The organism is Micromonospora sp. S4605, from assembly GCF_003176715.1.
Lineage (GTDB): Bacteria > Actinomycetota > Actinomycetes > Mycobacteriales > Micromonosporaceae > Micromonospora > Micromonospora echinaurantiaca.
This window is the reverse complement of the sequence record NZ_QGSW01000296.1, coordinates 1-26,747: the sequence shown is the minus strand read 5'-3', so window position 1 is coordinate 26,747 and position 26,747 is coordinate 1. Positions and strand designations below refer to the sequence as shown.

General features: G+C 73.7%; 25 protein-coding genes, 2 tRNA genes and 1 pseudogene. 12 read left to right on the top strand and 16 right to left on the bottom strand.

What is annotated here, in order from left to right:
* Positions 1-3 precede the first annotated feature (3 nt).
* Positions 4-1,125 (bottom strand): MacS family sensor histidine kinase, encoded by a 1,122-nt coding sequence (macS, locus tag DLJ47_RS26540; protein WP_233258029.1) that lies wholly within the window; start codon positions 1,123-1,125, stop codon positions 4-6.
* A 121-nt stretch (positions 1,126-1,246) separates the two neighbouring features.
* Between macS and DLJ47_RS26535 the strand changes: the two genes are divergently transcribed.
* Entirely contained in the window at positions 1,247-1,714 is a 468-nt protein-coding gene (locus DLJ47_RS26535) for an ATP-binding protein (RefSeq protein WP_109903877.1), read from the top strand.
* A gap of 161 nt (positions 1,715-1,875) precedes the next feature.
* Here DLJ47_RS26535 and DLJ47_RS26530 read toward each other — a convergent pair whose 3' ends face one another.
* On the bottom strand, positions 1,876-2,814 hold the full coding sequence (locus DLJ47_RS26530) for a ribose-phosphate diphosphokinase (protein ID WP_088992085.1): 939 nt from the start codon (positions 2,812-2,814) through the stop codon (positions 1,876-1,878).
* Positions 2,815-2,915: 101 nt separating this feature from the next.
* On the opposite strand from DLJ47_RS26530, the gene glpK reads away from it, so the two are divergent.
* The 3 genes from glpK to DLJ47_RS26515 all read left to right on the top strand — a co-directional run bounded on the left by glpK (position 2,916) and on the right by DLJ47_RS26515 (position 5,460).
* Positions 2,916-4,400 carry a glycerol kinase GlpK gene (gene glpK / locus DLJ47_RS26525; protein ID WP_109903875.1) on the top strand — a complete coding sequence of 495 codons (1,485 nt, stop codon included), beginning with the start codon at positions 2,916-2,918 and terminating at the stop codon, positions 4,398-4,400.
* A gap of 34 nt (positions 4,401-4,434) precedes the next feature.
* Positions 4,435-4,854: a DUF3592 domain-containing protein gene (locus DLJ47_RS26520; RefSeq protein ID WP_109903873.1), complete on the top strand. Its 420-nt coding sequence runs from the start codon at positions 4,435-4,437 to the stop codon at positions 4,852-4,854.
* A gap of 156 nt (positions 4,855-5,010) precedes the next feature.
* Positions 5,011-5,460: a YbaB/EbfC family nucleoid-associated protein gene (locus DLJ47_RS26515; protein WP_109903871.1), complete on the top strand. Its 450-nt coding sequence runs from the start codon at positions 5,011-5,013 to the stop codon at positions 5,458-5,460.
* 20 nt (positions 5,461-5,480) lie between these two features.
* On the opposite strand, the gene DLJ47_RS26510 is transcribed toward DLJ47_RS26515, so the two are convergent.
* Positions 5,481-5,930: a hypothetical protein gene (locus DLJ47_RS26510; RefSeq protein WP_146228202.1), complete on the bottom strand. Its 450-nt coding sequence runs from the start codon at positions 5,928-5,930 to the stop codon at positions 5,481-5,483.
* A 100-nt stretch (positions 5,931-6,030) separates the two neighbouring features.
* On the opposite strand from DLJ47_RS26510, the gene DLJ47_RS26505 reads away from it, so the two are divergent.
* On the top strand, positions 6,031-6,324 hold the full coding sequence (locus DLJ47_RS26505) for a hypothetical protein (protein ID WP_109903867.1): 294 nt from the start codon (positions 6,031-6,033) through the stop codon (positions 6,322-6,324).
* Between the two features lie 17 nt (positions 6,325-6,341).
* Positions 6,342-7,238 (top strand): hypothetical protein, encoded by an 897-nt coding sequence (locus DLJ47_RS26500; protein ID WP_109903865.1) that lies wholly within the window; start codon positions 6,342-6,344, stop codon positions 7,236-7,238.
* Positions 7,239-7,343: 105 nt separating this feature from the next.
* Here the strand turns inward: DLJ47_RS26500 and DLJ47_RS26495 are convergent, their stop codons facing one another.
* Positions 7,344-8,177 (bottom strand): phosphoribosylaminoimidazolesuccinocarboxamide synthase, encoded by an 834-nt coding sequence (locus DLJ47_RS26495; RefSeq protein ID WP_109903863.1) that lies wholly within the window; start codon positions 8,175-8,177, stop codon positions 7,344-7,346.
* A 162-nt stretch (positions 8,178-8,339) separates the two neighbouring features.
* Here DLJ47_RS26495 and DLJ47_RS26490 point away from each other — a divergent pair, with 162 nt between their 5' ends.
* Positions 8,340-9,659, top strand: a complete 1,320-nt coding sequence (locus DLJ47_RS26490) for an ABC transporter substrate-binding protein (protein ID WP_109903861.1) — start codon at positions 8,340-8,342, stop codon at positions 9,657-9,659.
* Between the two features lie 38 nt (positions 9,660-9,697).
* On the opposite strand, the gene DLJ47_RS26485 is transcribed toward DLJ47_RS26490, so the two are convergent.
* From DLJ47_RS26485 to DLJ47_RS26455, 7 genes are all read right to left on the bottom strand, one after another.
* The gene (locus DLJ47_RS26485) at positions 9,698-9,946 is read right to left on the bottom strand and encodes a hypothetical protein (protein ID WP_088992075.1); all 249 of its coding nucleotides are present in this window, start codon (positions 9,944-9,946) and stop codon (positions 9,698-9,700) included.
* Positions 9,947-10,072: 126 nt separating this feature from the next.
* A tRNA-Met gene (locus DLJ47_RS26480) sits at positions 10,073-10,146 on the bottom strand.
* 223 nt (positions 10,147-10,369) lie between these two features.
* A tRNA-Met gene (locus DLJ47_RS26475) sits at positions 10,370-10,446 on the bottom strand.
* 55 nt (positions 10,447-10,501) lie between these two features.
* The gene (locus DLJ47_RS26470; RefSeq protein ID WP_109903859.1) at positions 10,502-11,428 is read right to left on the bottom strand and encodes a hypothetical protein; all 927 of its coding nucleotides are present in this window, start codon (positions 11,426-11,428) and stop codon (positions 10,502-10,504) included.
* Positions 11,418-11,927 carry an RNA polymerase sigma factor gene (locus tag DLJ47_RS26465; protein WP_109903909.1) on the bottom strand — a complete coding sequence of 170 codons (510 nt, stop codon included), beginning with the start codon at positions 11,925-11,927 and terminating at the stop codon, positions 11,418-11,420. Before DLJ47_RS26465 ends, DLJ47_RS26470 begins: the two co-directional genes overlap by 11 nt.
* Positions 11,928-12,099: 172 nt before the next feature.
* Positions 12,100-15,099 (bottom strand): UPF0182 family membrane protein, encoded by a 3,000-nt coding sequence (locus tag DLJ47_RS26460; protein ID WP_109903857.1) that lies wholly within the window; start codon positions 15,097-15,099, stop codon positions 12,100-12,102.
* A gap of 283 nt (positions 15,100-15,382) precedes the next feature.
* Positions 15,383-16,396: a YlbL family protein gene (locus DLJ47_RS26455; RefSeq protein WP_109903855.1), complete on the bottom strand. Its 1,014-nt coding sequence runs from the start codon at positions 16,394-16,396 to the stop codon at positions 15,383-15,385.
* Positions 16,397-16,509: 113 nt separating this feature from the next.
* Between DLJ47_RS26455 and DLJ47_RS26450 the strand changes: the two genes are divergently transcribed.
* On the top strand, positions 16,510-17,808 hold the full coding sequence (locus DLJ47_RS26450) for a zinc-dependent metalloprotease (protein WP_199236011.1): 1,299 nt from the start codon (positions 16,510-16,512) through the stop codon (positions 17,806-17,808).
* 233 nt (positions 17,809-18,041) lie between these two features.
* On the opposite strand, the gene DLJ47_RS26445 is transcribed toward DLJ47_RS26450, so the two are convergent.
* Positions 18,042-18,647, bottom strand: coding sequence for a hypothetical protein (locus DLJ47_RS26445; protein WP_109903851.1), 606 nt, complete (start codon positions 18,645-18,647; stop codon positions 18,042-18,044).
* 390 nt (positions 18,648-19,037) lie between these two features.
* Entirely contained in the window at positions 19,038-19,568 is a 531-nt protein-coding gene (locus DLJ47_RS26440) for a M48 metallopeptidase family protein (protein WP_109903849.1), read from the bottom strand.
* Positions 19,569-20,079: 511 nt separating this feature from the next.
* Between DLJ47_RS26440 and DLJ47_RS26435 the strand changes: the two genes are divergently transcribed.
* The 3 genes from DLJ47_RS26435 (at position 20,080) to DLJ47_RS26425 (ending at position 22,914) form a co-directional block, all read left to right on the top strand.
* The gene (locus tag DLJ47_RS26435; protein WP_165945332.1) at positions 20,080-20,247 is read left to right on the top strand and encodes a DUF5679 domain-containing protein; all 168 of its coding nucleotides are present in this window, start codon (positions 20,080-20,082) and stop codon (positions 20,245-20,247) included.
* A 193-nt stretch (positions 20,248-20,440) separates the two neighbouring features.
* Positions 20,441-21,511, top strand: a complete 1,071-nt coding sequence (locus tag DLJ47_RS26430) for a ThiF family adenylyltransferase (RefSeq protein WP_109903845.1) — start codon at positions 20,441-20,443, stop codon at positions 21,509-21,511.
* Between the two features lie 56 nt (positions 21,512-21,567).
* Entirely contained in the window at positions 21,568-22,914 is a 1,347-nt protein-coding gene (locus DLJ47_RS26425; RefSeq protein WP_109903907.1) for an ABC1 kinase family protein, read from the top strand.
* Between the two features lie 306 nt (positions 22,915-23,220).
* Here the strand turns inward: DLJ47_RS26425 and DLJ47_RS26415 are convergent, their stop codons facing one another.
* The 3 genes and pseudogenes from DLJ47_RS26415 to DLJ47_RS26405 form a co-directional block, all read right to left on the bottom strand.
* Positions 23,221-23,586 (bottom strand): WhiB family transcriptional regulator, encoded by a 366-nt coding sequence (locus DLJ47_RS26415; RefSeq protein ID WP_109903843.1) that lies wholly within the window; start codon positions 23,584-23,586, stop codon positions 23,221-23,223.
* A gap of 132 nt (positions 23,587-23,718) precedes the next feature.
* Complete coding sequence (locus DLJ47_RS26410; RefSeq protein ID WP_109903841.1) at positions 23,719-23,976, bottom strand: hypothetical protein; 258 nt, start codon at positions 23,974-23,976, stop codon at positions 23,719-23,721.
* Between the two features lie 124 nt (positions 23,977-24,100).
* Positions 24,101-26,264 (bottom strand): annotated as a pseudogene (locus DLJ47_RS26405) (ATP-dependent DNA helicase UvrD2).
* 90 nt (positions 26,265-26,354) lie between these two features.
* Here DLJ47_RS26405 and DLJ47_RS26400 point away from each other — a divergent pair.
* Positions 26,355-26,597: a mycoredoxin gene (locus tag DLJ47_RS26400; protein ID WP_109903837.1), complete on the top strand. Its 243-nt coding sequence runs from the start codon at positions 26,355-26,357 to the stop codon at positions 26,595-26,597.
* The last annotated feature ends 150 nt before the right edge of the window (positions 26,598-26,747 follow it).

Sequence of the window (26,747 nt, the reverse complement as noted above, 5' to 3'; positions counted from 1 at the left end):
CGCTCACCGCGGCGGCCGGGGCACTGTCAACTCCACCTCGGTGCCGGCGCCGGGCATCGAGGTGATCCGTACGGTGCCGCCGAGGTCGGCGAGGCGGCCCCGGATGGACCGGGCGACCCCGAGCCGCCCCTGGGCCGCCGCCTCGGCCAGCCGGCCGTCGGGGAACCCCGGTCCGGAGTCGCGGACCGACACCGTCACCGTCGCCCCCTCGTCCTCGACCAGCACCCAGGCCCGGCCGTCCGCGTGCCGCTCGACGTTGTCCAGCGCGGCGGCGGTGGCGGCGGCCAGCTCGTGGGCCACCGGCCCGGGCAGCGGCACCGGGGTGGCTGGCGCCGAGAGCGACACCGTCGCCGAGGCGTACCGGCCGAGCAGGGCGCGCAGGTCCACCGGGCCGCCGTCGGTGGCGACCGGGCCGGTACCGGCGATCAGGGCTCGCAGCGCCGCCTCCTGCTCGCCGGCGAGGCGGGCCAGCTCGCCGGCCTCGCCGTCCAGGTGCGCGCCGCGCCGCTGCACCAGCGCCAGCACCTGGAGCACCGAGTCGTGGATGTCCCGGGCCAGCCGCTCCCGCTCCCGGGTCGCGGCCTCCAGCTCGACCGCCCGGTGCAGCCGCTCCTCGGCGGTCACCGCGAGCCGGGCCACGTGCCCCACCACCACGCCGGCGAGCAGCAACAGGATGGTGCCGTTGAGCGCCGACGGGGAGACCATCCCCCGGGTCGCCAGGTCGGCGGCGCCGAGCACCAGGGCGGCGACCGCGCCCCGGCGCCGCCCGCCGGAGACCGCCCAGGCCAGCACCGGCCCGCCCAGCCAGGCCACGGCCAGGGTGGTCACCCCGGCGGCGAGCGCCGCGCGCCCGACCACCCACGGGGTGACCAGCAGGATCGCGAGGACGACCCCGAGGTCGGCCAGGAGCAGCGGCCAACCCCGCCATCGCGGCCGGGCGTACCCGGCCGCGGTCACCCCGGTCCAGGCCGCCATCGCCAGGACCACCGCGCCCGCCGCGAGCGGGTGGGCGTAGCGATCCGCATCGCGGAGCACCACCACGCAGACGTACGCCAGGGAGGCGACCCGGAACACCGCGACGGCCCGCCAGAGCGGGACCTCGAAACCACCGGGCGGGGACGGCACGCAGGCCACGATGCCACAGCGCCCCGCGCAGCCGGTCACCCCGCCCGGTGCGGGCGCGCCAACCGTGACGTACGGTGGAAATACCGCGAACAACTCCGAGATCCGCTGGCGGGACGGGGCCATGACGAACGCTGATCCCCCGGCACCGCGTACGGTTGTGCCCATCGAACCCTCCCTCCTGATCGCCGAAGCCTTCGACCAGGCTCAGGTGACCGAGCTACGCCACTCGGTCACCTCCTGTGTGCGTGCCGCCGGGCTGACCGGGCAGCGGCTGGACGACTTCGTGCTCGCGGTCAACGAGTTGATCACCAACGCGGTCCGGCACGGTGGCGGGCAGGGCTGGCTGCGGCTGTGGCGGCAGGCCGGCCACCTGCTCTGCGAGGTCGCGGACCACGGCCCTGGGATCAGCGCCCGGCGGCTGGACGACCGGACCCGGCCGGCGCCGGACACCGCCGGCGGCTGGGGGCTCTGGCTGGCCCGCGAGCTCAGCGACAGCATGGAGGTCGAGACCGGTGCCGCCGGCACGACCGTCCGGATCAGCGCGGGTGTCGGCGCCCACGAGCACATCGGCCGGCACCGCCGCGACTGACCGCGACCGGCGGTCGAGCCGGCCGCGACCGGCCAGGGCGGGACGGTGGCGCGACAGTGCGGCGCAGCAGTGCTCGGCGGCGCGACAGCGTCCGGCGACGCGACAGCGCCCGGCGGCGTCACCGGGCCCGGCGGCTCCGGGACCCGCCGCGCTGGTCCCGGTCAGGCGAAGAGGGCGCTGACCGACTCACCGTTGTGGATCCGGCGCATCGCCTCGGCCAGCGCCGGCGCCACCGACAGCACCTTCAGCTTCGGCACCCGCTTGTCGACCGGGATCGGCACCGTGTTGGTGCAGACGATCTCCAACACGCCCTCCTGCTCGCTGAGCCGGTCCAGCGCGCCGCTGGAGAAGAGGCCGTGCGTGCAGGCCAGCCGGATCGAGCGGACCTTCAGCTCGCGCAGGTGCTCCATCAGCTCGATCACCGTGCTGCCCTTGGCGATCTCGTCGTCCAGCACGATCACGTCCCGGTCCGCCACGTCGCCGATCACCGCGCTGATCTTGACCCGATCGTCGCTGAACCGCTGCTTCGCCCCGGCCGCCACCGGGGTGCCGAGCCGCCGGGCGAAGGCCGCCGCCTCCTTGGCGTTTCCCAGGTCCGGCGAGACCACCACTGTGTTGCCCAGGTCGTACCGGCTGAAGTGCTCGGCCAGCTCGCGCAGCGCGTGCAGGTGGTCCACCGGCACGCTGAAGAAGCCGTGCACCTGCGGCGAGTGCAGGGTCATCGCCAGCACCCGGTCGGCGCCGGCCGAGGTGAGCAGGTCGGCCACCAGCCGACCGCCGATGGAGATCCGCGGCGCGTCCTTCTTGTCCGACCGGGCGTACGCGTAGTGCGGCAGCACCACGGTGATCCGGCCGGCCGAGGCGCCCCGGGCGGCATCGATCATGAGCAGCAGCTCCACCAGGTGCTCCTGCACCGGCGGCACCAGCGGCTGGATCAGGAAGACGTCCCGCTCCCGGCAGTTGGCCTGCAACTGCACTTCCAGGCAGTCGTTGGCGAACCGGGACACCTGCACCGGGTGCAGGGGCACCCCGAGGTGGGCGCAGATCTCGGCGGCGAGTTCGGGATGGGCGGTTCCGCTGAACACGGCGATGTCACGCACGTCTGCACATCGTACGGATCACCGACGGGACCGGGGCCGGACGGGGCCCCGGGGCCCGGCGCCGGGCGGCGCACCGCCGCCGGGCCGGGTACGGTGCTGCCGTGACCGGAGAGTACGTCGCCGCCATCGACCAGGGCACCACCTCGTCGCGGTGCATCGTCTTCGACCGGGCCGGGGAGATCGTCTCCGTGGCGCAGCGCGAGCACCGGCAGCTCTTCCCGCAACCGGGCTGGGTGGAGCACGACGCCGAGGAGATCTGGCGCAACGTCGAGCAGGTGGTCCGGGAGGCGCTGGACGCGGCCGGCACCGACCCGGCCGGGCTGGCCGCGGTCGGGATCACCAACCAGCGGGAGACCACGCTGGTCTGGGACCGGGCCACCGGCCGCCCGGTGGCCAACGCGATCGTCTGGCAGGACACCCGCACCGGCCCGCTGCTGCGCGAGCTGGCGCAGGCGTACGGCGAGGAGCTGTTCCGTACCCGCACCGGCCTGCCGCTGGCCACCTACTTCGCCGGGCCGAAGCTGCGCTGGCTGCTCGACCACGTCGAGGGCCTGCGGGCGCGCGCCGAGGCCGGCGAGGTGCTCTTCGGCACCATGGACAGTTGGCTGATCTGGAAGCTGACCGGCCGGCACGTCACCGACGTGACCAACGCCAGCCGCACCATGCTGATGGATCTGTCCACCCTCGACTGGGATCCGCAACTGCTGGACGCGATGGGCGTGCCGGCCGCCATGCTGCCGGAGATCCGCAGCTCCGCCGAGGTATACGGGGAGGCCACCGGGCTGCTCGCCGGGGTGCCGGTGGCCAGCGCGCTCGGCGACCAGCAGGCGGCGCTGTTCGGGCAGACCTGCTTCCAGCCGGGCGAGGCCAAGTGCACCTACGGCACGGGCAGCTTCCTGCTGCTCAACACCGGCGCCAGCCCGGTCTCCTCGGCGCACGGCCTGCTCACCACCGTCGCCTACCGGATCGACGGCCAACCCGCCGCGTACGCCCTGGAGGGGGCGATCGCGGTGACCGGCTCGCTGGTGCAGTGGCTGCGCGACAACCTCGGGCTGATCTCCACCGCGGCCCAGGTGGAGGAGCTGGCCGGCACCGTCGCCGACAACGGCGGCTGCTATGTGGTGCCCGCCTTCTCCGGGCTGTTCGCCCCGCACTGGCGCAGCGACGCCCGGGGCGTGATCGCCGGGCTGACCGGCTACATCACCAAGGGGCACCTGGCCCGGGCGGTGCTGGAGGCGTCGGCCTGGCAGACCCGCGAGGTGGTCGACGCGATGAACGCCGACTCCGACGTCGCGCTGCGCCGGCTGCGGGTGGACGGCGGGATGACCGCGAACGGGCTGCTCATGCAGTTCCTCGCCGACGTGCTCGACGTGCCGGTGGTGCGGTCCCGGATCACCGAGACCACCTGCCTCGGCGCCGCGTACGCGGCCGGCCTGGCGGTCGGCTTCTGGCCGGACCTGGCGACCCTGCGCGAGCAGTGGAGCTCGGACGCCCAGTGGACCCCGGCGATGACCACCGAGCACCGCGACCGGGAGCTGCGCAACTGGCGCAAGGCGGTCGAGCGCACGTTGAACTGGGTGGACTGACGGCGGCCCGGCCGACGGCGCCGAAGGGAGACCGATGCCGACCCTGCTGCTGGCGATCATGACGGTGCTGGGCCTGTCCGGGGCGAGCTACGCGGTCGTCCGGTTCCGGCGGGACCTCGACCTGCTGCGCCGGGGTGCCCGGGTGCCGGGTGAGGTGGTGGAACTGCGACCCGTCACGTTCGGCTACGGCCCCCGGACGTACCACCCGGTGGTGCGCTTCCGGACGGCCGACGGCCGGGAGGTGACCACGACGCCGGGACGCTGGCGGCAGACCCCGCTGTCGGCGGCTCCCGGGCCGGTCACCGTGGTGCACGAACCGTCCCGGCCGTCCCGGATCCTGGTCGAGGCGCCGGGGATCGGCACCTCCTCGGTGGTCGTCCCCTTCGTCACGCTGCTCGGCGTCAGCGTGATCGTGCTGGTCGTCGGCGTCGCGGTCTTCCTGCGCCTGAGCTGAGGGCCGGCGCCCGCCCGCCGACCAGCGACCAGCGACCAGCGGCCGGCGACCAGCGGCCGGCGACCGGCGACCGGCGACCCTCCATGGTGGTCGTTGGCGGGTGGGGGCTACGGTCGGCCCCGCAGCACCGACGGACGACACGGGAATGGGGGCACGATGACCGGGCCGAACGGGAACGCGCCGACGGGCGACGTGATGGCGCAACTGATGGAGCGGATGCGGGAACAGCTGAGCCGCGGCGAGGAGCTGCGCACCCGGTTGGCCGGCCTGACCGGACGGGCGGAGAGCGAGGACGGGCTGGTCCGGGTCGCCTGCACCGCCGAGGATCCCGCCCACGAGCTGCACCTCGACCCGCGTGCGCTGCGCCTGCCGGCGACGGACCTGGCGGAGCTGATCGCTGACCTGCTCCGCAAGGCCCGGGCCGACCTGCAGCGCGAGACCAGCGAGGCGCTGCGCGAGCTGACCGGCCCGGCCGGCCCGGAGGCGCTGGTGCACGACCCGGCGGCGGCGCAGGCCAAGCTGGCGCAGCTCAACGACCTGGTCAGCGGGCCGCTGCGGGAGAGCACCCAGATGTTGGAGCGGCTGCGGCGCCAGCTGGGCGTCTGACGGGACCGGCCCGGAGCGGGTCAGCGGCCGCGCCGCGCCCGCTTCGCGGCCGCCCGGAGGAACACGACGGCGAGCGCCACCAGCACCGCCAGCAGCGCGGAACCGACGAGCAGCGGGGCGACGAGCCAGCTCATCAGGTTCACCGTGGCCCGGGTGTCGTTGCCCCAGCCGGCGACCTGCTCGCCCTCGCGTACCGAGCCGCCGCCGACCGGGCCCTGGACCACCGTGCCGTCGGAGAGCTGCCAGCTGCCGCGACACCGCTCGGTCGCCTTCGGACCGTCGAGCTCGCAGGACTCGACCCGGATGGTCACCCGCTCGGCGCCGATCGCGTTGCGTCCCAGGCCGATCGGAAGTGCCAGCGCCACGGCGACCAGGACGACCGGCACCAGCAGCCGCTGCCAGCGCGGCCGGCGGGCCATCCGGGACACGTAGTCGTCGGGCGGCGTCGGGGCGGATCGTCCGGACGGCATGGCTCGGAGGCTACCAGCGCGGGGCATCCCACCCCAGCCATGATCCGGTAGGCTGTCCGCGCTCCACAACGGACGTCGATCGCGCCAACGGGGAGGGCCGATGATCGAGGTGGACCCGCCGGCGATCCGTGCGCTCGGCGAGACGATCGAGCGTGAGGTCGGCCCGGCCCTGGACGCCTGCGCCGACCTGCTGGAGTCCGCCCGCGCCATCACCCACAGCAACTTCACCTCGGTGGTGCCCCACCTGGCGGTCGCCTACGTCGGCGCCGTCGAGTTCGTCGAGGAGGAGCTGCGCAGCAAGCGCGAGCACCTCACCGAGATCCGGTCGCGGCTGTCCAGCACGGCGGACAACTGGGAGGCCACCGAGACCGCCAGCACCATCGCCACCCGCTGAGGACGCCGGAGAAACCCATGGCAGACCCGACCTACCCCGCGATCGCCGCCAAGGCCGCGCTGGTGGAGATCTCCGTGGCCGCGGCGGTCATCCCGGCCGCCTGGCCGGTCGCCCAGATCGTCTACTTCAACCAGTGCGACCCCGAGACGATCATGCGCAAGGGCGGCGACTGGCTCTCGATGTACGACCAGCTCGGCACCGCCCGCGACAACCTCGACTCGGCCGTCGGCACGCTGACCGCCGCCCAGTGGAGCGGCCGCGACCGGGACGCGTTCGGCGTGCACGTCCGCAAGTACGACGTCCAGGTCGTCGGCACCCAGGTGCTCGCCGTCACGGTGGGCGTCACCATGCTCTGCGTCGGCGCCATCCTGCTCTGCCTGGTGGTGGCGTACACGGTGGTCTCCACCATCCTGTTCGCCTTCGCCACCTTCATCGCGGCCGCCGCGGCGACCGTCGTCGGATCGCCCGCCGCGGCCTCCGCCCTGGCCACCGCGAACTCCTTCGCCGCCTCGGCGCTCGGGTTCCTGAAGGGGATCGAGGCGATGGCCGAGGCCGTCGCCACCGGCGGGGCGGCGGCGATCGCCGCGGCCGGTGCGTTCGACGTCGGCATGCAACTGGGCACCGGCCGCACCGACGTGCTGAAGGACCTGGTCCAGGCCACCGTTGACGGGCTCGACAACGTGGCCGCCGGGTTCCTCTCCAAGTGGGAGCGGGACTTCGTCGGCTACGGCATCCACAGCAGCGGCCGGCACATCGCCGGCTCCCCCAACGGACCGGGCTACCTGATCTACGGCGGGATGACGCAGGTGGCGCCGGCCGGCGCGGACGCCGACGGCGACACCGTCTGGGGCACCTCGGGTGTGGTGGACAACGTCTGGTCGCGGGTCTTCGGCGGGGACGCCTGGAACCACTGAGCCGGTCGTCGGGGTCGACGTCGCCGGGCGCGGCCGCCCAACTGCCGCCCAACTGCCGCGCAACTGCCGGCCGGCGGCGCGCCGCCACCGGGCCGCCTGCCGCGATCAGCTCCAGCGGTTGCCGGTGAGCCGCTCGTAGACGTCCACGTAGCGGGCCCGGGTCGCCTCGACCACCTCGGCCGGCACCTCGGGGGCGGGTGCCTGCTTGTCCCAGCCGCTGTCGGTGGCCCAGTCCCGGACGTACTGCTTGTCGTAGGAGAACTGGACCCGCCCCGGCTGGTACGACTCGGCCGGCCAGAACCGGGACGAGTCCGAGGTGAGCAGCTCGTCGCCGAGCATCAGCGTGCCGTCCGCCGCCCAGCCGAGCTCGATCTTGGTGTCGGCGACCAGGATGCCCCGGTCCGCGGCGAGTTCGGCGCCCCGCCGGTAGACGTCAAGGGTGATCTGCCGCAGCCGCTCGGCGGTCTCGGCGCCCACCTTGTCCACCACCTCGGCGAAGGTGATCGGCTCGTCGTGCTCCCCCACCGGCGCCTTGGTGGACGGGGTGAAGATCGGCTCGGGCAGGATCGACGCCTCCACCAGGCCGCGCGGCAGCGGGACGCCGGAGACCGCGCCGGTGCGCTGGTACTCCCGCAGGCCGCCGCCGGTCAGGTAGCCCCGGGCGACGCACTCCACCGGGACCATCTCCAGCCGCCGGCAGCGGATCGCCCGGCCGGCGAACTCGTCCGGCACGTCGGTGGCGGAGAGGACGTGGTTGGGCACCAGGTCGGAAAGCTGCTCGAACCACCACAGCGAGAGCGCGGTGAGCAGCTTGCCCTTGTCCGGGATCGGCGTGGGCAGCACCACGTCGTAGATCGAGATCCGGTCGGAGGCGACCAGGATCAGGTCGTCGCCGTCGGCGTAGACGTCCCGGACCTTGCCCGAGTGCAGAAGTTCCACGTGCCCTAGTACACCACGCGCCCGGCGTACGCCCGGTCGCCGGTGCTGCCGGCGGACCCCCACATCCGGGCGGGACCGGGTGTGGCCGGACGGCCGTTGACACCCTCCGGCGGCGCCTGCGTGAATGATCCGACCCGCCCGCCCGGTACCCAGGAGGCCCCCGTGCCCGCCGTCCGCGCCACTCCGCACCGTGCCGGCGCGGATCCGGGTCGACGCCGGGTGCTCGCCGCGCTGCTGGGCGCTCCGGTTCTCGGGCTGGCCGGGTGCACCGCGGAGGCGGCCGCCCCGACCGACGACGGGCCGGTCGAGCTGTCGGTCTTCTGGTGGGGTGGCACCGCCCGGGCCGAGCGGACCGAGAAGGCGCTGCGGCTCTACTCCGAGCGCAATCCCCGGGTCACCTTCCGGGTCACCTGGCAGGGCAGCGACGGCTACTACGACCGGCTGGCCACCCAAGCCGCCGGTGGCAACGTGCCCGACCTGTTCCAACTCGACGACGGCGTGCTCACCGAGTACGCGGAGCGCCAGATCGTCCTCGACCTCGGCCGGTACGTCGCCGACAAGCGGCTGGACCTGAGCGCCCTGCCTCCGGGCCTGGTCCGGTACGGCGAGGTGGCCGGGCAGCCGGTCGGCGTCCCCGCCGGGCAGACCGTGGCCGCGCTGGTGTTCAACCGCGACCTGCTGCGCCGGCTGCGGGTGGCGGAGCCCCGTACCGGGATGAGCTGGGACCAGTACGTCGCCTGGGCGCAGCAGGTCACCCGCGCCGGGGGCGGCCGGGTCGCCGGCACCATGGACCCGTCCGGCGACTACCGGGCGCTCTGGCTCTGGGTGCGGGCCCGGGGTGGCGAGTTCTACCGCGGCCGGCAGCTCGGCTTCGCGGCCGACGCGCTAACCGAGTGGTTCGCACTGTGGGAGCGGGCCCGGGCGGGCCGGGCCACGCCGAGCGCCACCCTGGTGGAGCAGGCCGACAGCGGCGAGCCGGCCCGGCAGCTCGTGGTCACCGGGGCCACCGCCGCCTCGTTCGCCTGGTCGCACCAGCTACCGGAACTGCAACGGCTGGCCCGGGACGAACTGGCGCTGGCGGCCCTGCCGGGCCCGCCGGCGGCCCAGTGGCCCCGCGCGTCGATGTACTGGGCGGCCTTCCGCGGCACCCGGCATCCGGCAGTGGTGGTGGACGTGCTGAACTTCCTGACCACCAACGGCGAGGCTGGCGCCGTGCTCGGGCACGACCGGGGCCTCAGCGCCAGCCTGGCCGTCCGCCGCTACACCGAGGGTGGCCTCGCCGACCCGGTGGAACAGCGCGCCGCCGCCTTCGGCGCCACGCTGGCCAACAGCCTCGGTCCGGCACCGCACCCGCCCCCGGCGGGCCACCCCCGGGTCCGCGCACTGCTACTCGACGCCGCCGAGAGCGTCCGGGCCGGCCGGGCCGACGCCCGGGCCGCCGCGACCCGGTTCCTGGCCCAGGCCAACGCCGCGTTGGCCTGACGAGTCACCGACACCCGGACGGCACCGCGGCGGACGGATCAGCGCGGGGGGCCACCCCGGCGGTTGCGGGTCATCCGGAACACCAGGTAGACGATGACCGCGACCACCACCAGGCAGCAGAGCAGCCCGAAGAACCCGAAGCCGCCGCCGCGCCGCCGCCGCGCGGCCTCCACGACCAGCTCACCCGTGCCGGTCGACGCCCAGGCCGCCACGGGCACGAAGACGGACAGCACCACCGCACCGAGGACCGCGCTCAGCCGGCCCCACCACTTGCCGAAAGCAGACATGTCCCCATCCTCGCCGAGAACCGCAACCCGGGCAGGACGGTCGACCGTGAATCGCCGTCGGGGGGAAGTGTCGGCACCCGGAAACGCCGAAGGGCCCCGGAGATCATCCGGGGCCCTTCGGGACAGTAGCGGGGACAGGATTTGAACCTGCGACCTCTGGGTTATGAGCCCAGCGAGCTACCGAGCTGCTCCACCCCGCGTCGGCCTCACCACTCTATCGCATCCGCGCCGGGATGATCAGCCGCCCCCCGGATCCCCGTCGTCGCGGGACCGCCGACCAGGCCACACCGCCGGTGGGACGGCTGTGGCGCCGGGAGGGAGCTGAGACAGCCGGTGTGCACGGAACTGTCCGAAGCCGGCCGGCCGCAGGGGCCGAGACACGGATCGGCCCCGAGAGAGAACTCTCTCGGGGCCGATCCGATGTGGTAGCGGGGACAGGATTTGAACCTGCGACCTCTGGGTTATGAGCCCAGCGAGCTACCGAGCTGCTCCACCCCGCGTCGGTCCGTCAACCGTAGCGCACCACCCCGGGGTGCCGCAAAACGACCCCTCGGCTCACCCCAGCCAGTCCTCGATGGCGGCCACCGCCCGGCGGCTGTCGGCGTCGACCTGGGACCGCTCGCTGGAGGTGTTCTCCCAGCCCTGCTCCCACAGCACGGTGACCACGTCACCGACCCGGATTGCCCGGACCAGCCGCACCTCGTCGCCGCCGGTCGGGTCGCCGTTGACGTCCTGCGCCGTCGCCCGCATCTCGAACAGCACGGACTCGTCGCCGTAGCCGCTGTCCGGCAGCAGCCGCTGCCGCGAGGTGGCCGGCGTGTTGTTGCTCTGCGCGTCCTGCTCCGGGCAGTCGCGCACCGCCTGGCGCAGTTCCCGCAGGACGTCGTCGGCCCGACCGGACCGGTAGATGGTGATGGAGTGCGCGTAGCTGCCGTCCGGGACGTACCCTTCGGGGGTGCCGGCCAGCCGGTAGGCGACGTTGCGGCTGCGGCTCTGCACGATTGCGGCGTCGCTGGGGTAGCGGGCGTCGCAGAGCTTCGGGCGAGCGGTGCCGTCCCGGATCACCGTATTCAGCCCGGTGCGGTTCGCCTTCGCCACGGTGAAGAACGCCCGGTCGGGAATCGAGGTGGGTGTGCGGGGCGCCGCACTCGTCGGCGGACTCCCCGGGCCGGCGCCCGGCGTGGTGGACGTGGCCGGCGGTGTCGACGGCGTCGCCGACGGGGTCGGGGACGGCATGGGCACCGTCGGGGTCGGCGTCGGTGTCGTCGCGGGTGGGGGCGCGGGGGCCGGGTTCGCGGTGAGGGTCAACCGGGCACCGGTCACCACTCCGCCGACCAGCACCGCCACCGCGAGCGCGCCGCCCGCGGCCCGGAGGCGGGCCCGTCGGTCGGCCCGGCGCCGGAGCGCCTCGGGAAGCGCGAGCTGCCCGCGGTCGGCGTCCTCGGCGAGCGAACGGTAGAGATCGGACACGTCACGCGACATCGTTGGCCTCCAGCTCCGGGGCGGAGTAGTCGGGCAGCAGCGCCGCCAGCCGGGCTCGGCCCCGGGAGAGCCAGGACTTGACGGTGCCGGTCGGCACCCCTGTCTCCCGGGCGATCTCCGCCACCGACATGTCGAAGAGGTAGTGCAGGGCGAGGGCCTGCCGCTGGGCGGCGGGCAGCTGGCGTAGCGCGCCCACCAGCAGCACGCTGTCCTCGGTGGGGGCGGGCACCGGCGGCGGCGGACCGTTGCGGCTGAGCACGCCGCGCAGGCCGTGCAGGCGGCGCCGCCGGTCGGTGGCCAGCCGGGCCACCACCAGCCGCAGCCAGGCCTCGGGAGCCGGATGGCCGACCAGCTTCCCCCACTGCCGCCAGGCTCGGGCGAACGCCTCCTGCACCAGGTCCTGGGCCTCGGTGTAGTCGCCCGCGACCGCGTAGCCGTACCGGAGCATCCGCCGGGAAGTGCTCCGGTAGAACTCGTCGAAACTCTGCGCGTCCCTCATGACCCAACCACGCATCCCCCCGGTCCCTCGCCCTGTCTTGCAGACAGGACGGCGCACCCGGTGAGCAGGTTGCACGCCCCGGCCGGGAATTCGGTCGGTTGGACGACACGGCCCCCGGCGCCGGGACCGGGGTCGGTCCGCGAGGCCGGGGGCCGCGTCGTGGTACGGCGGGTCAGCCGCCGCTCGGGGTGGGTGGCGCGCTGCCGCTCGGGCTCGCCGCCGGGCTGCCGCCCGGGGTCGGGGTGGCCGCCGGGGCGGCCGCCTGCTGCGCCTGCTGGAACGCGGTCAGCGCCTCGTCGAGCGCCTTCAGCGCGCGGCCGTACCGCTCGAAGTCGCCGGACGCCTGGGCGGCCCGCACCTCGGTGATCGCGGCCTGGACCCGGTTGGCGGCCTCGGCCAGCTCGCCGGTGAGCGCCGGCGGGGTGGTCGGCGTCCCGGGCGGCGGCGGGGTGCCGCCGGTGGGCGGCGGCGGGGCGCCCTGGGCGGCCCGCTTGCCCTGCTCGACGAGCTGCTTGATGCCGTCGGTGAGGTTGTCGGCCAACGCCACGTAGGAACCGCCGTCGCCGTACGACAGCAGCACCTTCTGCAGCAGCGGGTACGCGTCCTGCTGGTTGCTCTTGACGTAGACCGGCTCGACGTAGAGCATCCCGTCGCCGAACGGCAGCGACAGCAGGTTGCCGTACTGCACCTGGGCCTGGTTTGAGGAGAGCAGGTTCAGCTGCTGGCGGATGTTGGCGTTGTTGGTCATCTGCTGGTGCACCTGCACCGGGCCGGAGATCCGGGTCTGGTCCGGCAGCTCCAGCACCTCCAGCCGCGGCTGCCCGTCGACGTACGACCCGGAGATCAGCGCGGCCAGGTTCTGCCGCCCGTTCGGGGTGACCGCCGAGGTGAGCTGGAACCGGGGCGTTTCCTGCCCCGGGAACTGGGTGAACAGGTAGTACGGCGGCTGCTTCTGCCCGCTGTCCGGCGCGTCCGGCACGTTCGGCACCTGCCAGAAGTCCTGCGCGGAGTAGAAGTCGCCGGGGTTGGTCACGTGGAACTTGGTCAGCAGGTTGCGCTGCACCTTGAACAGGTCGGCCGGGTAGCGGAAGTGCTCGGCCAGCTCCGCCGGGATCTGCGCCTTGGGCAGCACCAGGTCACCGCCGAACGCCTTGTTCCAGGCCTTGAGCACCGGGTCGGTCTCGTCGAACTCGTAGAGCTTGACGGTGCCGTCGTACGCGTCGACGGTGGCCTTGACCGAGTTGCGGATGTAGTTGACGTTCTCCCGGGCGAGCTGGAACGTGCCCCGCCCGGTCAGCTCGTCGGTGGTCTCCTGCTGGAGGTTGACCCGCTCGGCGTACGGGTAGGTCGCCGAGGTGGTGTAGCCGTCCACGATCCACTGCACCCGACCGTCGATCACCGCCGGGTACGGGTCGCCGTCGAGGGTGAGGAACGGCGCGACCTTCTCCACCCGGTCCCGCGGGTTGCGCACGTAGAGCAGCTTGGAGTTGTCGTTGACCGCCTCGGAGAGCAGGAAGTTGGACTCCTGCTCCTTGATGGCGTAGAGCAGCCGGCGCATGAACGAGCCGATCTCGACGCCGCCCTCACCGGTGTAGGTGTAGTAGGCCTCGCCGGCCTCGCCGCCCTCACCGACCGGCCGGTCGAACTCGGCCGGCTCGCCGTCCGAGTCGGCCTTGCCGACGATCGCGTAGTCGCCGGCCTCCATCCGCTCGCCGTAGTAGATCCGCGGCTGGCTGGCCGGGATCTGCTCGGTCTGCGAGGAGCAGGCCTCCTGCGCCTTCTCGCCGAGGAAACCGGAGACGAAGAACGGCTGGCCGCCGCAGACCACCTGGTTGGCCGGCGCGGCCACCAGCCCGTAGCCGTGGGTGTAGACGGTGTGCCGGTTGATCCAGTTGGCCTGCTGGGCGGTCAGCTCGCCGTAGTTGATCTCCCGGACGCCGACCACGTAGTCGGAGGTCTTGCCGTTCACCCCGTACCGGTCGATGTCCAGCTTGGGGCCGAAGTCGTAGAAGCCGCGGACCTGCTGGAGCTGGGTGTAGGTCTCGCTGACCAGTTGCGGGTCGAGCAGCCGGACGTTCGGCACCACCGAGGTGTCGGTGGCCAGGCTCGGCGGCGGGGTGAGGTTCGCCGCCGCGTACGGCGTGGTCTTGGTGACGTCCAACCCGAACGCGGCCCGGGTGGCGTCGATGCTGCGCTGGATGTACGGCGCCTCCTTGTCCCGGGCGCTCGGCTTGACCTCGAAGGTCTGCACCGCCCACGGGTAGATGCCGCCGATCGCGACCGCGGAGACGCCGAGCAGGGCCAGCGAGATGCCCGGCCAGACCAGGTTCCGCATCCACGCGTTGGAGAACACGATGATCGCGATGGCCACCACGACCGAGATGTAGGCGAGGATCTCCTTGGCCGGCAGCAGCGCGTTGACGTCGGCGTAGCCGGCGCCGTAGACGTTGGCGCCGTCGTTGTACTCCAGCAGCATGGCCCGCCGGTCCAGCACGTACGCGACCGCCTTGAGCAGCACGAAGACGGCGACCAGGGTGCTCAGGTGGGCCCGGGCGGCGTTGCTCATCCGGTCGCCCACGCCCTGCAGCCGGACCCCGCCGAAGATGTAGTGCACGGCCAGCGCGCCGATCAGGGAGAGCACCACCGCGGTGAAACCGACCCCGAGCAGGTAGCGCCAGAACGGCAGCTCGAAGACGTAGAAGCCGACGTCCACCCCGAACTCCGGGTCCTTGACGCCGAAGTCACCGCCGTTGCGGAACAACAGCCACTGGTTCCACCGGCTCTGCGCGCTCAGCCCGGCGAAGAGGCCGATGACCGCCGCGACCAGCGCGATCCACAGCCCGAGCCGGGGGCTCAGCAGCATCCGGTAACGCTCCAGGGTGGCCTGCTCGGGCGAGTGCGGACGCATCCGCGGGCGCAGCCGGTGGGCGAGCCAGAGGTTGCCACCCACGATCACCGCCATGCCCAGCCCGACGGAGAGGAAGAGCAGCAGCCGGGTGGACAGCACACCGGTGAAGACCTGGGTGTAGCTGACCTCGTCGAACCACAGCCAGTCCGTCCACGCCTGTACACCCCAGCCCAGCAGGGTGAAGAGCACGAACACCCCGACCAGGACGCCGATCGTGACGCGTCCGCGTCGGCTCATCCTCGGCAGGGGGCTGCTGCTACGCATGACCACTGTTGGCTCCGCACGCTCGATGTGATCGGCTCCGACCAGGCACCCAGAGTACGGGGTCTTCCTGAACGTGTCGGGTCACGGTCGCGCGGCAGCCGCGTGCCGCCCGTCGCGGCCCGCCCGGCGCGCCGCTCGGCGACCCGTTGCACGCCGCTCTCCGGGCTGCTCAGCGGCCCGTCCCGCGCCGTTGTACGGGCTGCTCGGCGAGCCTGCCCGGGCCGCCCACGCCGGGCGGGGCGACCGGATCGGAACGGCCGGTGCCGGCCCGGCCGGCCGGCGGTCAGCAGTGGGTGGGCTGACCGCCCGCGCGCAGCGTCTCCAGGGCGGCGAGCGCCTCGTCCAGCGAACCCACCCTGACCAACGGCAGACCGGGCTGCGGGTTGCGGACGGCCTCCGCGCAGTTGTCCGCCGGCACCAGGAACGCCGTCGCGCCGGCCTCCTTGGCCCCGACCAGCTTCTGGGCGATGCCGCCGATCGGACCGACCCGGCCCTCGTCGTCGATCGTCCCGGTGCCGGCGATGACCCGGCCGCCGGTCAGGTCCTCCGGGGTCAGCTTGTCCACGATGCCGAGGGCGAACATCAGGCCGGCGCTCGGGCCGCCGATGTCCTCCAGGTCGATCTTGATGGTGAACGGGTGCGGCTGCTGCTGCTCGATCTCGATCCCGATCCGGGGCCGGCCGTCCTGCTCGCGGCTGGTCACCGACGCGGTGGTCGCCGCGCCGTCCCGGGTGTAGCCGATCGCAAGCCGGCTCCCGGCCGGCTTCGCCCGGATCAGTTCGGTGAGCTTCGCCGCCACCGGCACCGGCTGCCCGTCCACCGAGGTCACCACGTCGCCGGGCTTGAGCACCCCGGCCGACGGCCCGTCGGCGGCGACCGTCTTGACCACCACCCGCACCGGGAAGCCCAGTTCGCGCAGCGCCGCTGTCTCCGCGCTGGTCTGCGAGACCTTGAAGTCCTCGGCGTTGCGCTCCTCGACCTCCTGCTGGGTCTCCCCCGGCGGGTAGACCAGCTCGCGCGGCACCACCGCCTCGTCGTCGGAGAACCAGCCGGCCAGCGCCGACCGCAGCTTGACCGAGGGCTGGACGCCGACCGTGGTCAGCCGCAGCTGCCCGGCGGAGGTCGAGGTCTCCCGGCCGGTCACCTCGATGACGTCCTTGCCGTCCTCCTTGCCCAGCGTGTTCACGGTCGGGCCGGGACCGAGCACCACGTACGGGATGGGTGCGCCGAGCACGCCGATGCTGAGCAGGGTGGTGAGCAGAGCACCGAGCAGGACGGTCACGCCGCGACGTCTCATGCGGCAGAGCGTACCGACCGGGGTGGGGCGTCCCGGCGGGCGAACCGCGACTTCGCCCTCAGCGCAACGCCAGCGGGGGTGACCCGGGGCGTGGCACGCGTACCGTAGACGTCGTGCCTGATATTCCGTTCGGTTTCGCGCTCCCGGGTGGGCAACCACCAGACCCCAACGACCCCGCGCAGATGCAGCAGTTCATGTCGCAGTTGCAGCACCTGCTCTCCGCGTCGGGCAGCGGGCCGGTCAACTGGGACCTGGCCCGGCAGGTGGCCGCCAGCCAGCTCGCCGCCGCGGGCGACCCGGCGGTCTCGCCCTTCGAGCGCAACGCGGTGGAGGAGGCGCTGCGGCTCGCCGACCTCTGGCTGGAGCCCGCCTCCGCGCTGCCCTCGGGCATCCAGACCTCGCTGGCCTGGAACCGCAACGAGTGGATCTACAAGACCCTGGACGTCTGGCGCAAGCTCTGCGACCCGGTGGCCAGCCGGATGGTCGGCGCGATGGGCGACCTGGTGCCGCCGGAGGCGCGCGCCCAGCTCGGCCCGATGCAGTCGATGGTGGCCACCCTCGGTGGCGCGCTCTTCGGCGGCCAGCTCGGCCAGGCGCTCGGCTCGCTCGCCGCGGAGGTGCTCTCCGCCGGCGACATCGGGCTGCCGCTCGGCCCGGCCGGCACGGCCGCGCTGATCCCGGCCAACATCCGGGCGTACGGCGAGGGCCTGGAACTGCCCGAGGACGAGGTCCGCCTCTACGTGGCCCTGCGCGAGGCCGCCCACCAGCGGCTCTTCCAGCACGTGCCGTGGTTGCGCGGGCACGTGCTGAGCGCGGTGGAGACGTACGCCGCCGGCATCCGGGTCAACCGGGAGGCGATCGAGGAGGCGATGGGCCGGGTCGACCCGACCGACCCGGAGTCGATGCAGGCGATCGCGCTGGAGGGCATCTTCACCCCGGAGGACAGCCCGGCGCAGAAGGCGTCCCTGGCCCGGCTGGAGACCGCGTTGGCCCTGGTCGAGGGCTGGGTCTGCCACGTGGTGGACAGCGCCGCGGGCGGCCGGCTGCCGAACGTGGTCCGGCTCGGCGAGGCGTTCCGCCGGCGCCGCGCCGCGGGCGGCCCGGCCGAGCAGACGTTCGCCGCACTGGTCGGGCTGGAGCTGCGGCCGCGCCGGCTGCGCGAGGCGGCGGCGCTCTGGGCGGCGCTCACCGAGCACCGCGGGATCGCCGGCCGGGACGCCCTCTGGGGTCACCCCGACCTGCTCCCGTCGGACGACGACTTCGCCGATCCGGTGGCCTTCGCGATGGCCGAGTTCGACCTCAGCGAGCTGGAGAACTTCGACTTCTCCGCCCCCGGCGGGCCGGAGGAGCAGCCGCCGGGCGGCCCGGAGCGGCGCACCGACGACTCCGACGGCGACGACGACCGGCGCTGACCACCGCCACCGGGCCGGCCGGCGGCCCACCACCCCGCCGGCCCGGGCCACGTCGCGGCCCTGACGCCGGCCACGCCTCACCTTGACCTGGACCACGCCTCGACACCGCCTGGGTCACGCCCCGTCGCGCCCGGGCCAGCTCAGCCATCGCACGGCCCGGAGTCCGGTCCGACGCCCGGATCGATCGGTCGGGCGCACGTCCGGTCGGGTCGGTGGGGAACGCGCGGGTCTGCTCAGCCGGGGTGGCCGGCACCGGAGAGCAGCGCGCGGGTGGCCTCCCAGCCCTCCACCGCCGGGTCGAGCCGGCTCAGGTCGCCGGGGCCGCGGAGCCGGTGCCAGCCGGGGGTCACGGCCAGGTCGCCGGGGCTCGGCGCCGCCGTGCGTACGGCCGCCGGCTGCCCGCGTTCCAGGTCCACCGCCGGCAGCCACGCCGGTACGGGCAGCCGGGCCGCCACCCCGAGCAGCCCGGGACCGCCCTCGACCGGCGCGACCGCCAGCGGCCGGCTGGTCAGCGGCCGGAGCAGCTTGCCGATGATCAGTCCGGGCAGGTCCGGGGCGTCGCCGGCGATGACGGCCGCCTGGTCGTAGCCGTCGAGGGCGGCGAACACCGCGTTCGGGGTGGGCTCGGGCACCTCGTGCACCTCGGTGCCGGGCCAGACCACCGCGTCGGCGAGCCACCGGTCGGCCGGGGTCACCGCCACCGCGGTGTGCACCTCGTTGAGCGTGGCGAGCAGGTCGACCACGTCCTCGGCGAGCGCGGTCCGCCAGGCCGTCCGGTCGATGCCCGGCGGCGCCCAGCTCACCGGGCCGAGCAGCGCCACCACCACACGTCGTGCCACGCACCGACCCTACGCGGACCCGGGGCACCCCACCGACCCCACCGCCCCGCCCTGGTCGACACCAAGCCGGCCGCGTCGCCGCGTCGCGGTGTTTCCCGCGGTTGATCCACTCCGCTTCCGGGAGGTCGCGGTATCGACGACGCTCCGATGCCCCCATGCACGGGAACCGGTGGATCACGAGGCACATCCGGACGTCGCGGTGGCGGCGTCGGAGCGCAGGGTCCACGGGAGCGGCGTGGCGGCGCAGCGCGGCGTCGGGGTGCGGTGGTGGGGTCGGTACGGCGGAACCGCGACCGTGCCGAGCGGGCGGTGGCACCGGGGCGGGACACCCGACCAGCCGGCCGGGCCGCGTCCGCTCCAGCGCGGGCGGCGTGGCGTCCGGCCGGGGGGTCAGTCGGCCAGCGGTGTGCCGGCGGCGGCCGCGACGCCCTCCAGGTAGCCCCGGGCCCGCTCGGTCTTCGGGTACCGGCCGACCAGCGCCCAGAACCGGGCGTTGTGGCTGGGCACGATGAGGTGGGCCAACTCGTGCAGCAGCACGTAGTCGATGACCCAGTCGGGCATGTCCTGGACCCGGTGGGAGAGCCGGATGGTGCCGTCGGCGGGGGTGCAGGAACCCCACCGACCGTTCTGGTTGGTGACCCAGCGGACGCTCGCCGGTATGGCCTGCGCGCCGTGCTCGGACAGATAGAGCTTGATCAACCGGGTGGCCCGGACCAGCAGCTCGTCGTCGGAACGGGCCAGCCGCCCCTCCCGGGCGGCCAGCCGGGCGAGCATCCGGTCGACCCACTCGCTCTCCTCGGCCCGGGAGAACTGGTCGGGAATGAGGACGACCACCCGCTCACCGTCGCGGTAGGCGGACACCGTGCGTCGCCGGCGCTGGCTGCGCCGTACCTCGACGACCGGCTTCCGCACCCCTGCCATCAGCGGGCCGCGCAGCCTCGGATTCCTGCCACGAAGGAAAGCTACTGCGTAGTGACCAGGGGTCCGCAAGAGTCAACCCCTCGACACGCGCCCGGAAAATGGGGATTGGTCGCCAGGAGTCCCGAAAAATTCTTAGCCGGACTCTCGCGGCGCACCACCGTCACCCTTCGTGGCGGACGGCGGGCCGCGTACACCGGCTCCCCTCCACCGTAGGTGATCACCGGTCCGGGCGCCGCTCGGGGGGCCGACAACGGCTTTCGGGGCGGTTCGGTCGGCGTGTCCTCGCCAAACTGACTTATCCGACGTAATTCGCCATGCACACTCTCGACGTCGACTTCCTCACAGTGTCGATGCACAGCTGACATGGAACCGCCCACACCTGGGTAGGGTCCGCGGACCAGCGGTCACGTGGGTGGCCGCGGAGAACGACCCAGCGCCGGTGCCCCGCGTGGCCCGCCGCCGGGACAACCGCCGGTAGGCAGTGACCGGCGGACGAGACGAGGAGGGCACCGTGGCCGACCAGGCCCAGACCTACAACGGTTACTGCGTCAAGTGCAAGGAGAAGCGGGACTTCGAGGGACGCATCGAGGTCAGCAAGACCGGGATGAACATGGCCAAGGGCAAGTGTCCGGTGTGCGGCACAACAGTGAACCGCATTCTGGGCAAGGCGAAGGTCTGACCCGGATCGGGTGTGCGGGAGGGGTGGCCGAGGGCCGCCCCTTCCGCTTTTCGCGCCTGCTGTCGGGTGCCTGACACCGGTTACCGGCCGGTTGTGGATATCTCGCCAATTCCTGTGGACAGCCCTGGACAAGGTGCCGCGCACCTGTGGACAACGATCGACGGACAGCAGGGGAACGGTCACGATCCGTCGCATGACCCGCCCTCCGCAGCCCCGGAACGCCCCGCTGCCCCGGCCCACCCTGCTACCCGGGATCACCCGGCTCTGGCGTGACCGGCACACCCTCCAGCTCGGGGTCGAACCGGGCCGGGCCGTCCTGCTCGAGGTCGCCGACCCGCGCGCGGCCCGGCTGCTCGACCTGCTCGACGGCAGTCGCAGCGAACGCCGCGTGCTGGCGTACGCGGCCGACGCCGACGTCCGGCCCGACCACGCCCGTACGCTGCTCGACGCGCTGCGGGCGGCGGGCCTGGTGGTGCCCGCGCACACCCTGCTGCCCCGGGAACTGGCCGGACCGGCCCGGGCCCGGCTCGGGGCGGAGGCCGGCGCGCTGGCCCTGGCCGCCGCCCGACTGCCCGGCACCCCCGCCCAGGTGCTGCGCCGCCGGCTGGCCGCCCGGGTGGTGGTCAGCGGGGCCGGGCCGCTCGGTGCCGCGGTCGCCGTCGCGCTCGCCCAGGCCGGCGTCGGGCACGTGCACCCGGACCTGGCCGGCCCGGTCCGACCGGCGGACCTGGTCGGTGCCGGCATCCCGGCCGCCGAGGTCGGCCGCCCGCTCGCCACGGCGGTACGCGACGCCGTCGACCGGGCCGCCCCCGGCACCCGCACCGGACCGCTCCGACGGGGCCGGGTCGACCTGGTGATCCGGCTCGGCGCCGACCGGCCGGCCGCGCTGCTCGCCGCCGGGTACGCCCAGCGGCGCCAGCCGCACCTGCTGGTCGCCCTGCGCGAGGGCGTACCGGTGATCGGGCCACTGGTCCGACCCCCGGTCGGGCCCTGCCTCAACTGCCTCGACCTGCACCGGACCGACCGTGACCCGGACTGGCCGGCGCTCGCCGCGCAACTCGCCGCCGAGCGGCCGGAGCCGGCGTGCGCCGCCGCGACGCTGCTGGCAGCCGGCGGGTACGCGGCCGGCGAGGCGCTGGCCCAGCTCGACGGCGGCACCCCGGAGACGCTCGGTTGTGCGGTGGAGGTGGCCGGACCGGGCCGGTTCCGGCGCCGGGTCTGGCCGCCGCACGCCTCCTGTGGGTGTTCCGGAGGGCGGCGGTGAGCACCGAGGGCGGCGCAGAGCAGCAGCGGGACCCTCGCGTCGGTAACAATGACCGGGTGACCGACATCCCGCGCCGGGCCGTGTCCCGGACCGCAAAGCTCGCCGCTCTGCCGCTCGGCTTCGCCGGTCGGACCGTCCTCGGCATGGGTAAGCGCGTCACCGGGCTCGCCTCCGACGTGATCTCCGCAGAGATCCAGCAGCGCACCGCCGAGCAGCTGTTCAGCGTGTTGGGGCAGCTCAAGGGCGGGGCGATGAAGTTCGGCCAGGCGCTGTCGGTCTTCGAGGCGGCGCTGCCCGAGGAGATCGCCGCGCCCTACCGGCAGGCGCTGACCAAGCTTCAAGAGGCCGCGCCGCCGCTGCCGGCGGCCAGCGTGCACAAGGTGCTCACCGAACAGCTCGGGCCGGACTGGCGCGACCGGTTCGTGGAGTTCGACGACACCCCCGCCGCCGCGGCCAGCATCGGCCAGGTGCACCGGGCGATCTGGCGGGAGCCGGGGTACGGCCCCTCCGGCGCCCCGAACACCCGGGACGTCGCCGTCAAGATCCAGTACCCGGGCGCTGGCGACGCCCTGCTCGCCGACCTCAAGCAGCTGTCCCGACTCGGTGGGATGTTCCGGGCGATCCAGCCCGGACTGGACGTCAAGCCGCTCCTGGTGGAACTGCGGGAACGGATCACCGAGGAACTGGACTACGAACTGGAGGCGGAGTCGCAGCGCGCCTTCGCGTCCGCGTACTCCGACGACCCGGAGATCTACGTCCCGTCGGTGGTCTCCGCCTCGCCGCGGGTCCTGGTCACCGAGTGGGTCGAGGGCACCCCGCTGGCCGACATCATCCGGTCCGGCAGCGAGGAGCAGCGTGACGAGGCGGGCCGGCTGATGGCCATCCTGCACCTGTCCGCGCCGCAGCGGGCCGGCCTGTTGCACGCCGACCCGCACCCGGGGAACTTCCGGCTGCTGCCGGACGGCCGGCTCGGCGTGATCGACTTCGGCGCGGTGGCCCGGATGCCGGAGGGCACGCCCGAGCCGATCGGCCGGATCGCCGCGCTGGCCCTGCGCGGCAACGCCGACGAGGTGGTGTCGGGCCTGCGGGCGGAGGGCTTCATCGGCTCCACCGAGGAGATCGACGCCCAGGCGGTGCTCGACTTCCTCCGGCCGATGCTGGCGCCCATCGCCGCCGAGGAGTTCCGGTTCACCCGGGCCTGGCTGCGCGCCGAGGCGGCCCGGCTGGCCAGCCCCCGCTCCCCCGCCTACCAGCTCAGCCGGCAGCTCAACCTGCCGCCGTCGTACCTGCTGATCCACCGGGTGACGCTGGGCTCGATCGGCGTGCTCTGCCAACTGGAGGCGAAGGCGCCCTACCGGGGCATTCTGGAGCGCTGGCTGCCCGGTTTCGCCCCGGTCGCCTGAACCGGAGCAGACGCCGAGGGGCGGGCGGCCGGGAAACCGGCCACCCGCCCCTCGTCATCGGTGGATCAGAGAGCGCCCAGGTCGCGCGCCGACTGCTTGCGGCTGTTCATGGCGACGCTACGGGCGGATCGGGTTGCCTCAGTGCTCGTGGTGGTACGACCGGCCTGAGGCCGGCGCATTCGAGCCCGGGACAACGCTTCATGGAGTAGTTGCATCTCGAAGGCTCCGTTCGGAACGTGCAGCATGGTGGTCAGCTCTCTCGTCGCCGGCATGGCACCGGCGGGGTGGATACGGATCGGGTTCATGTCAGGCCGCCAGCCGGACCGCGTTCTGCGCCCCGGACAGCCCACTGGCCGCCAGGCGCGCCTCGGCCTCGACCCGGAGCGCGGCGTCCCGGGCGACGTCCTCCTTGCGCGGACGGCCACGGGGCCGCTTGCGCGGAACGACCGCGCCACGCTCGAAGATCTCGCCACCCCAGACGCCCCAGGGCTCGGACCGCTCGACCGCACCCGCGAGGCACTCGACGCGCAGCGGGCAGTCCCCGCAGAGCGACTTGGCCAGCTCGAGCTCGGCGGGCGAGTCGGAGAACCACAGGTCGGGGTCGAACTTCCGGCAGGGCAGGTTCGCCTCCAGCTCAACGCTCACGTCGAGCGGGGCCAACGCCAGACTCATCGCCCGGTCACCTCTCTCTCACTTCGATCTCGTGGATCGCATTTCCGACGTACTTCGGCGGGACAAAAAACTGAGGCCGCGGATCCCGGTATGCGGGTTCCGCGGCCTCGAGGTGAGCCGGTGGTCTGGTGGTCAGACCGGTCTACCTCGAGGTGGAACGCCGCGGACATCCGTGCGCTTCTTGGCGCCATCGATGCCCATGCCGGTGAAGCCACTGGTCCCCTGGACTCCGTTCGGCACGGTGGCGAGGATCAGCTCGGCCTGAGCCTCGACCTGGTGCACCTGCGGAGCCGACGGTCGCGTGGCCGCGACGGCAACCCGGACAGCCGACAGCGGTGCGACGGCAGCGGGCAGCGCCGCCGGACGCTCGTTGGTGTAGAAGATCTCCATTGGTGCCACCTCCCTGACGTTCACTCGTGATCGGCTCGGTCTCAGCCTCTTGAGCAGCCCGAATGGCGCCGCTCGCGAGGTGTGCCATGAGGCTATTCCTCGGCCCCCGGCGAGGGCAAACGATTTACGGCCAGATTTCAAAAGTTTTCTTCGGGCAGAACGTCGTCGACCGTCGCCCCGCCCACCAGCGCCAGCACCGACTCCCCGTAGAGGCCCAGTTTGCGCGGCCCGATCCCGGCGATCGCGATGAGTTCCTCGGGGCGGCCCGGCCGGCGTTCGGCGAGCGCGGTCAGGGTGGCGTCGGTGAAGACCACGTACGCCGGGACCTTCTGCGCGCCGGCCACCCGTGACCGCCACTCGTGCAGCCGAGCGTGCAGCTCCTCGTCGATGTCGGACGGACAGGTGGCGCAGCGGCCGAGCTTGCGATCCGGGCCGGCGAGCAGGGTGGCGCCGCAGATCCGGCAGGAGACGATCTGGGTCCGGCGTCGCTCCGTACGCCGGGCCGGGCGGGCACCGGCCCGCTCGGCGCCGCCGCCGGAGCGGTCCAGCTGGGGCAGGAACCGGGACGGCCGCCGGGCCCGTCCGCCCGGCGAGCGGGCCGCGGCGTACGACAGCCAGAGCCACTCCCGGGCCCGGGTGATGCCGACGTAGAGCAGCCGGCGCTCCTCCTCGACCTGCTCGACCGTCTTGGCGTACGTGGTGGGCAGGGTGCCCTCGGCGAGCCCGACCAGGAAGACCGCGTCCCACTCCAGGCCCTTGGCCGAGTGCAGGGAGGCCAGGGTCACCCCGTCCACGGTCGGCACGTGCTGGGCAGCGGCCCGCCGGGCCAGCTCGTCGTTGAAGTCCGCCAGGGTGACCGGGCGCTCCACCGCGGCGGCCGGGCCGATCGGCAGCACCTCGGGGGTGGCCGCGTACTCCTCGGCGAGCTGGACCAGCGCGGCGAGCGCCTCCCACCGCTCCCGGGCCGCGCCGCCGGCCGGGGCGGCGTCGGGCGCCCAGCCGACCGCGCCGAGCGCCTCGACCACGGCCGCCGGCAGCGGCGTCTCCCCCGGGATCGCACGGGTGGCGGCGCGCAGCGCCACCATCGCCTGCCGCACCTCGGCCCGCTCGAAGAACCGCTCCGCCCCCTGCACCTGGTACGGCACGCCCGCCTCGGTCAGCGCCTTCTCGTACGCCTCGGACTGCGCGTTGGTGCGGAACAGCACGGCGATCTCGCGGGCCGGGGTGCCCGTGTCGACCAGCGCCCGGCAGCGGGCCGCCACCGCGGCGGCCTCGGCCGGCTCGTCGGTGAAGATCCGCAGCTCCGGTTCCGGGCCGGGCGGGCGCTGGCCGACCAGCTCCAGGCGCAGCCGCGCCTCGGCGCCGCGCGCCTGGGAGATCACCGCGTTGGCCAGCCCGACCACCTGCGGGGTGGACCGGTAGTCGCGGACCAGCCGGACCACCGTCGCCCCCCGGTAGCGGCGGGGGAAGTCGACCAGGTAGCCGGAGGTGGCCCCGGTGAAGGAGTAGATGGTCTGGCTGGCGTCGCCGACCACTGTCAGGTCGTCGCGGCCACCCAGCCAGGCCTCCAGCAGCCGCTGCTGGAGCGGGTTGACGTCCTGGTACTCGTCGACCACGAAGTGCCGGTACTGGCCGCGGACCTGCTCGGCGACGTCGGCGTGCTCCTCGATTCCCCAGACCGCGGCGCGCAGCATGTCCTCGAAGTCGATCACCCCGTTGCCCCGCTTGAGCCGTTCGTACGCGGCGAAGACGTCGGCCACCTTCGCCGGCTCGTGCGGGGTGTCGCGCAGCGCCTTGGCCGCCGCCACCACGTACTCGGCGGGCTCGACCAGCGACGACTTGGCCCACTCGATCTCACCGGCGAGGTCCCGCGCGGCGGCCCGGTCGGTGCGCAGACCCACCTTGGCGGCGGCGAGGGTGACCAGTCGGACCTTGCTGTCCAGCAGCTCGGGCATGGCCCGGCCCTCCAGCAGCCGGGGCGCGAAGTAGCGCACCTGGCGCAGCGCCGCCGCGTGGAAGGTCCTCGCCTGGACTCCGCTCACTCCGAGCGCGGTGAGCCGGGCGCGCATCTCGGCGGCGGCCCGGGCGGTGAAGGTGACCGCCAGCACGTGTCGGGCCGGGATCTCGCCGGCGAGGGCCCGGTAGGCGATCCGGGAGGTGACGGCCCTCGTCTTGCCGGTGCCGGCGCCGGCCAGGATGCAGACCGGGCCGGCCGGCGCGGTCACCGCGGACCGCTGTTCCGGATCCAGGCCGGCGAGCACCCGTTCGGTCGCTGAGTGAACCCCCACAGCCCGGAATTCTCGCAGCCGCGCCGGACGTTACAGCGGATAGCCCGGGCTTGATCGGCAAGCCGTGGCCGACTGTTGGAGGATCTGACCATGTTGACGATGTATTCCACCCCCTGGTGCGGCTACTGCCACCGGCTGAAGTCGCAGCTCGACCGGGAGGGCATCGGATACGAGGTGGTCGACATCGAGCAGGACCCGAAGGCCGCGGAGTTCGTGATGAGCGTCAACGGCGGCAACCAGACCGTGCCGACGCTCCGCTTCGCCGATGGCAGCGCCCTGACCAACCCCTCGATCAACCAGGTCAAGCAGCACCTGGCCAACCTCGCCAGCTGACCCACCCACCCCCCCTCCCCGGAGCGGCCGCCCAACAGGCGGCCGCTCCGCGCGTTTCCCCCTCGCCCCCGGTGATCATGAAGTTAGTGGCCGCGCCGCCGGCGTGTCGTGGCGACAACTTCATGATCGACCGGGCGGCGCGGGGTGGGG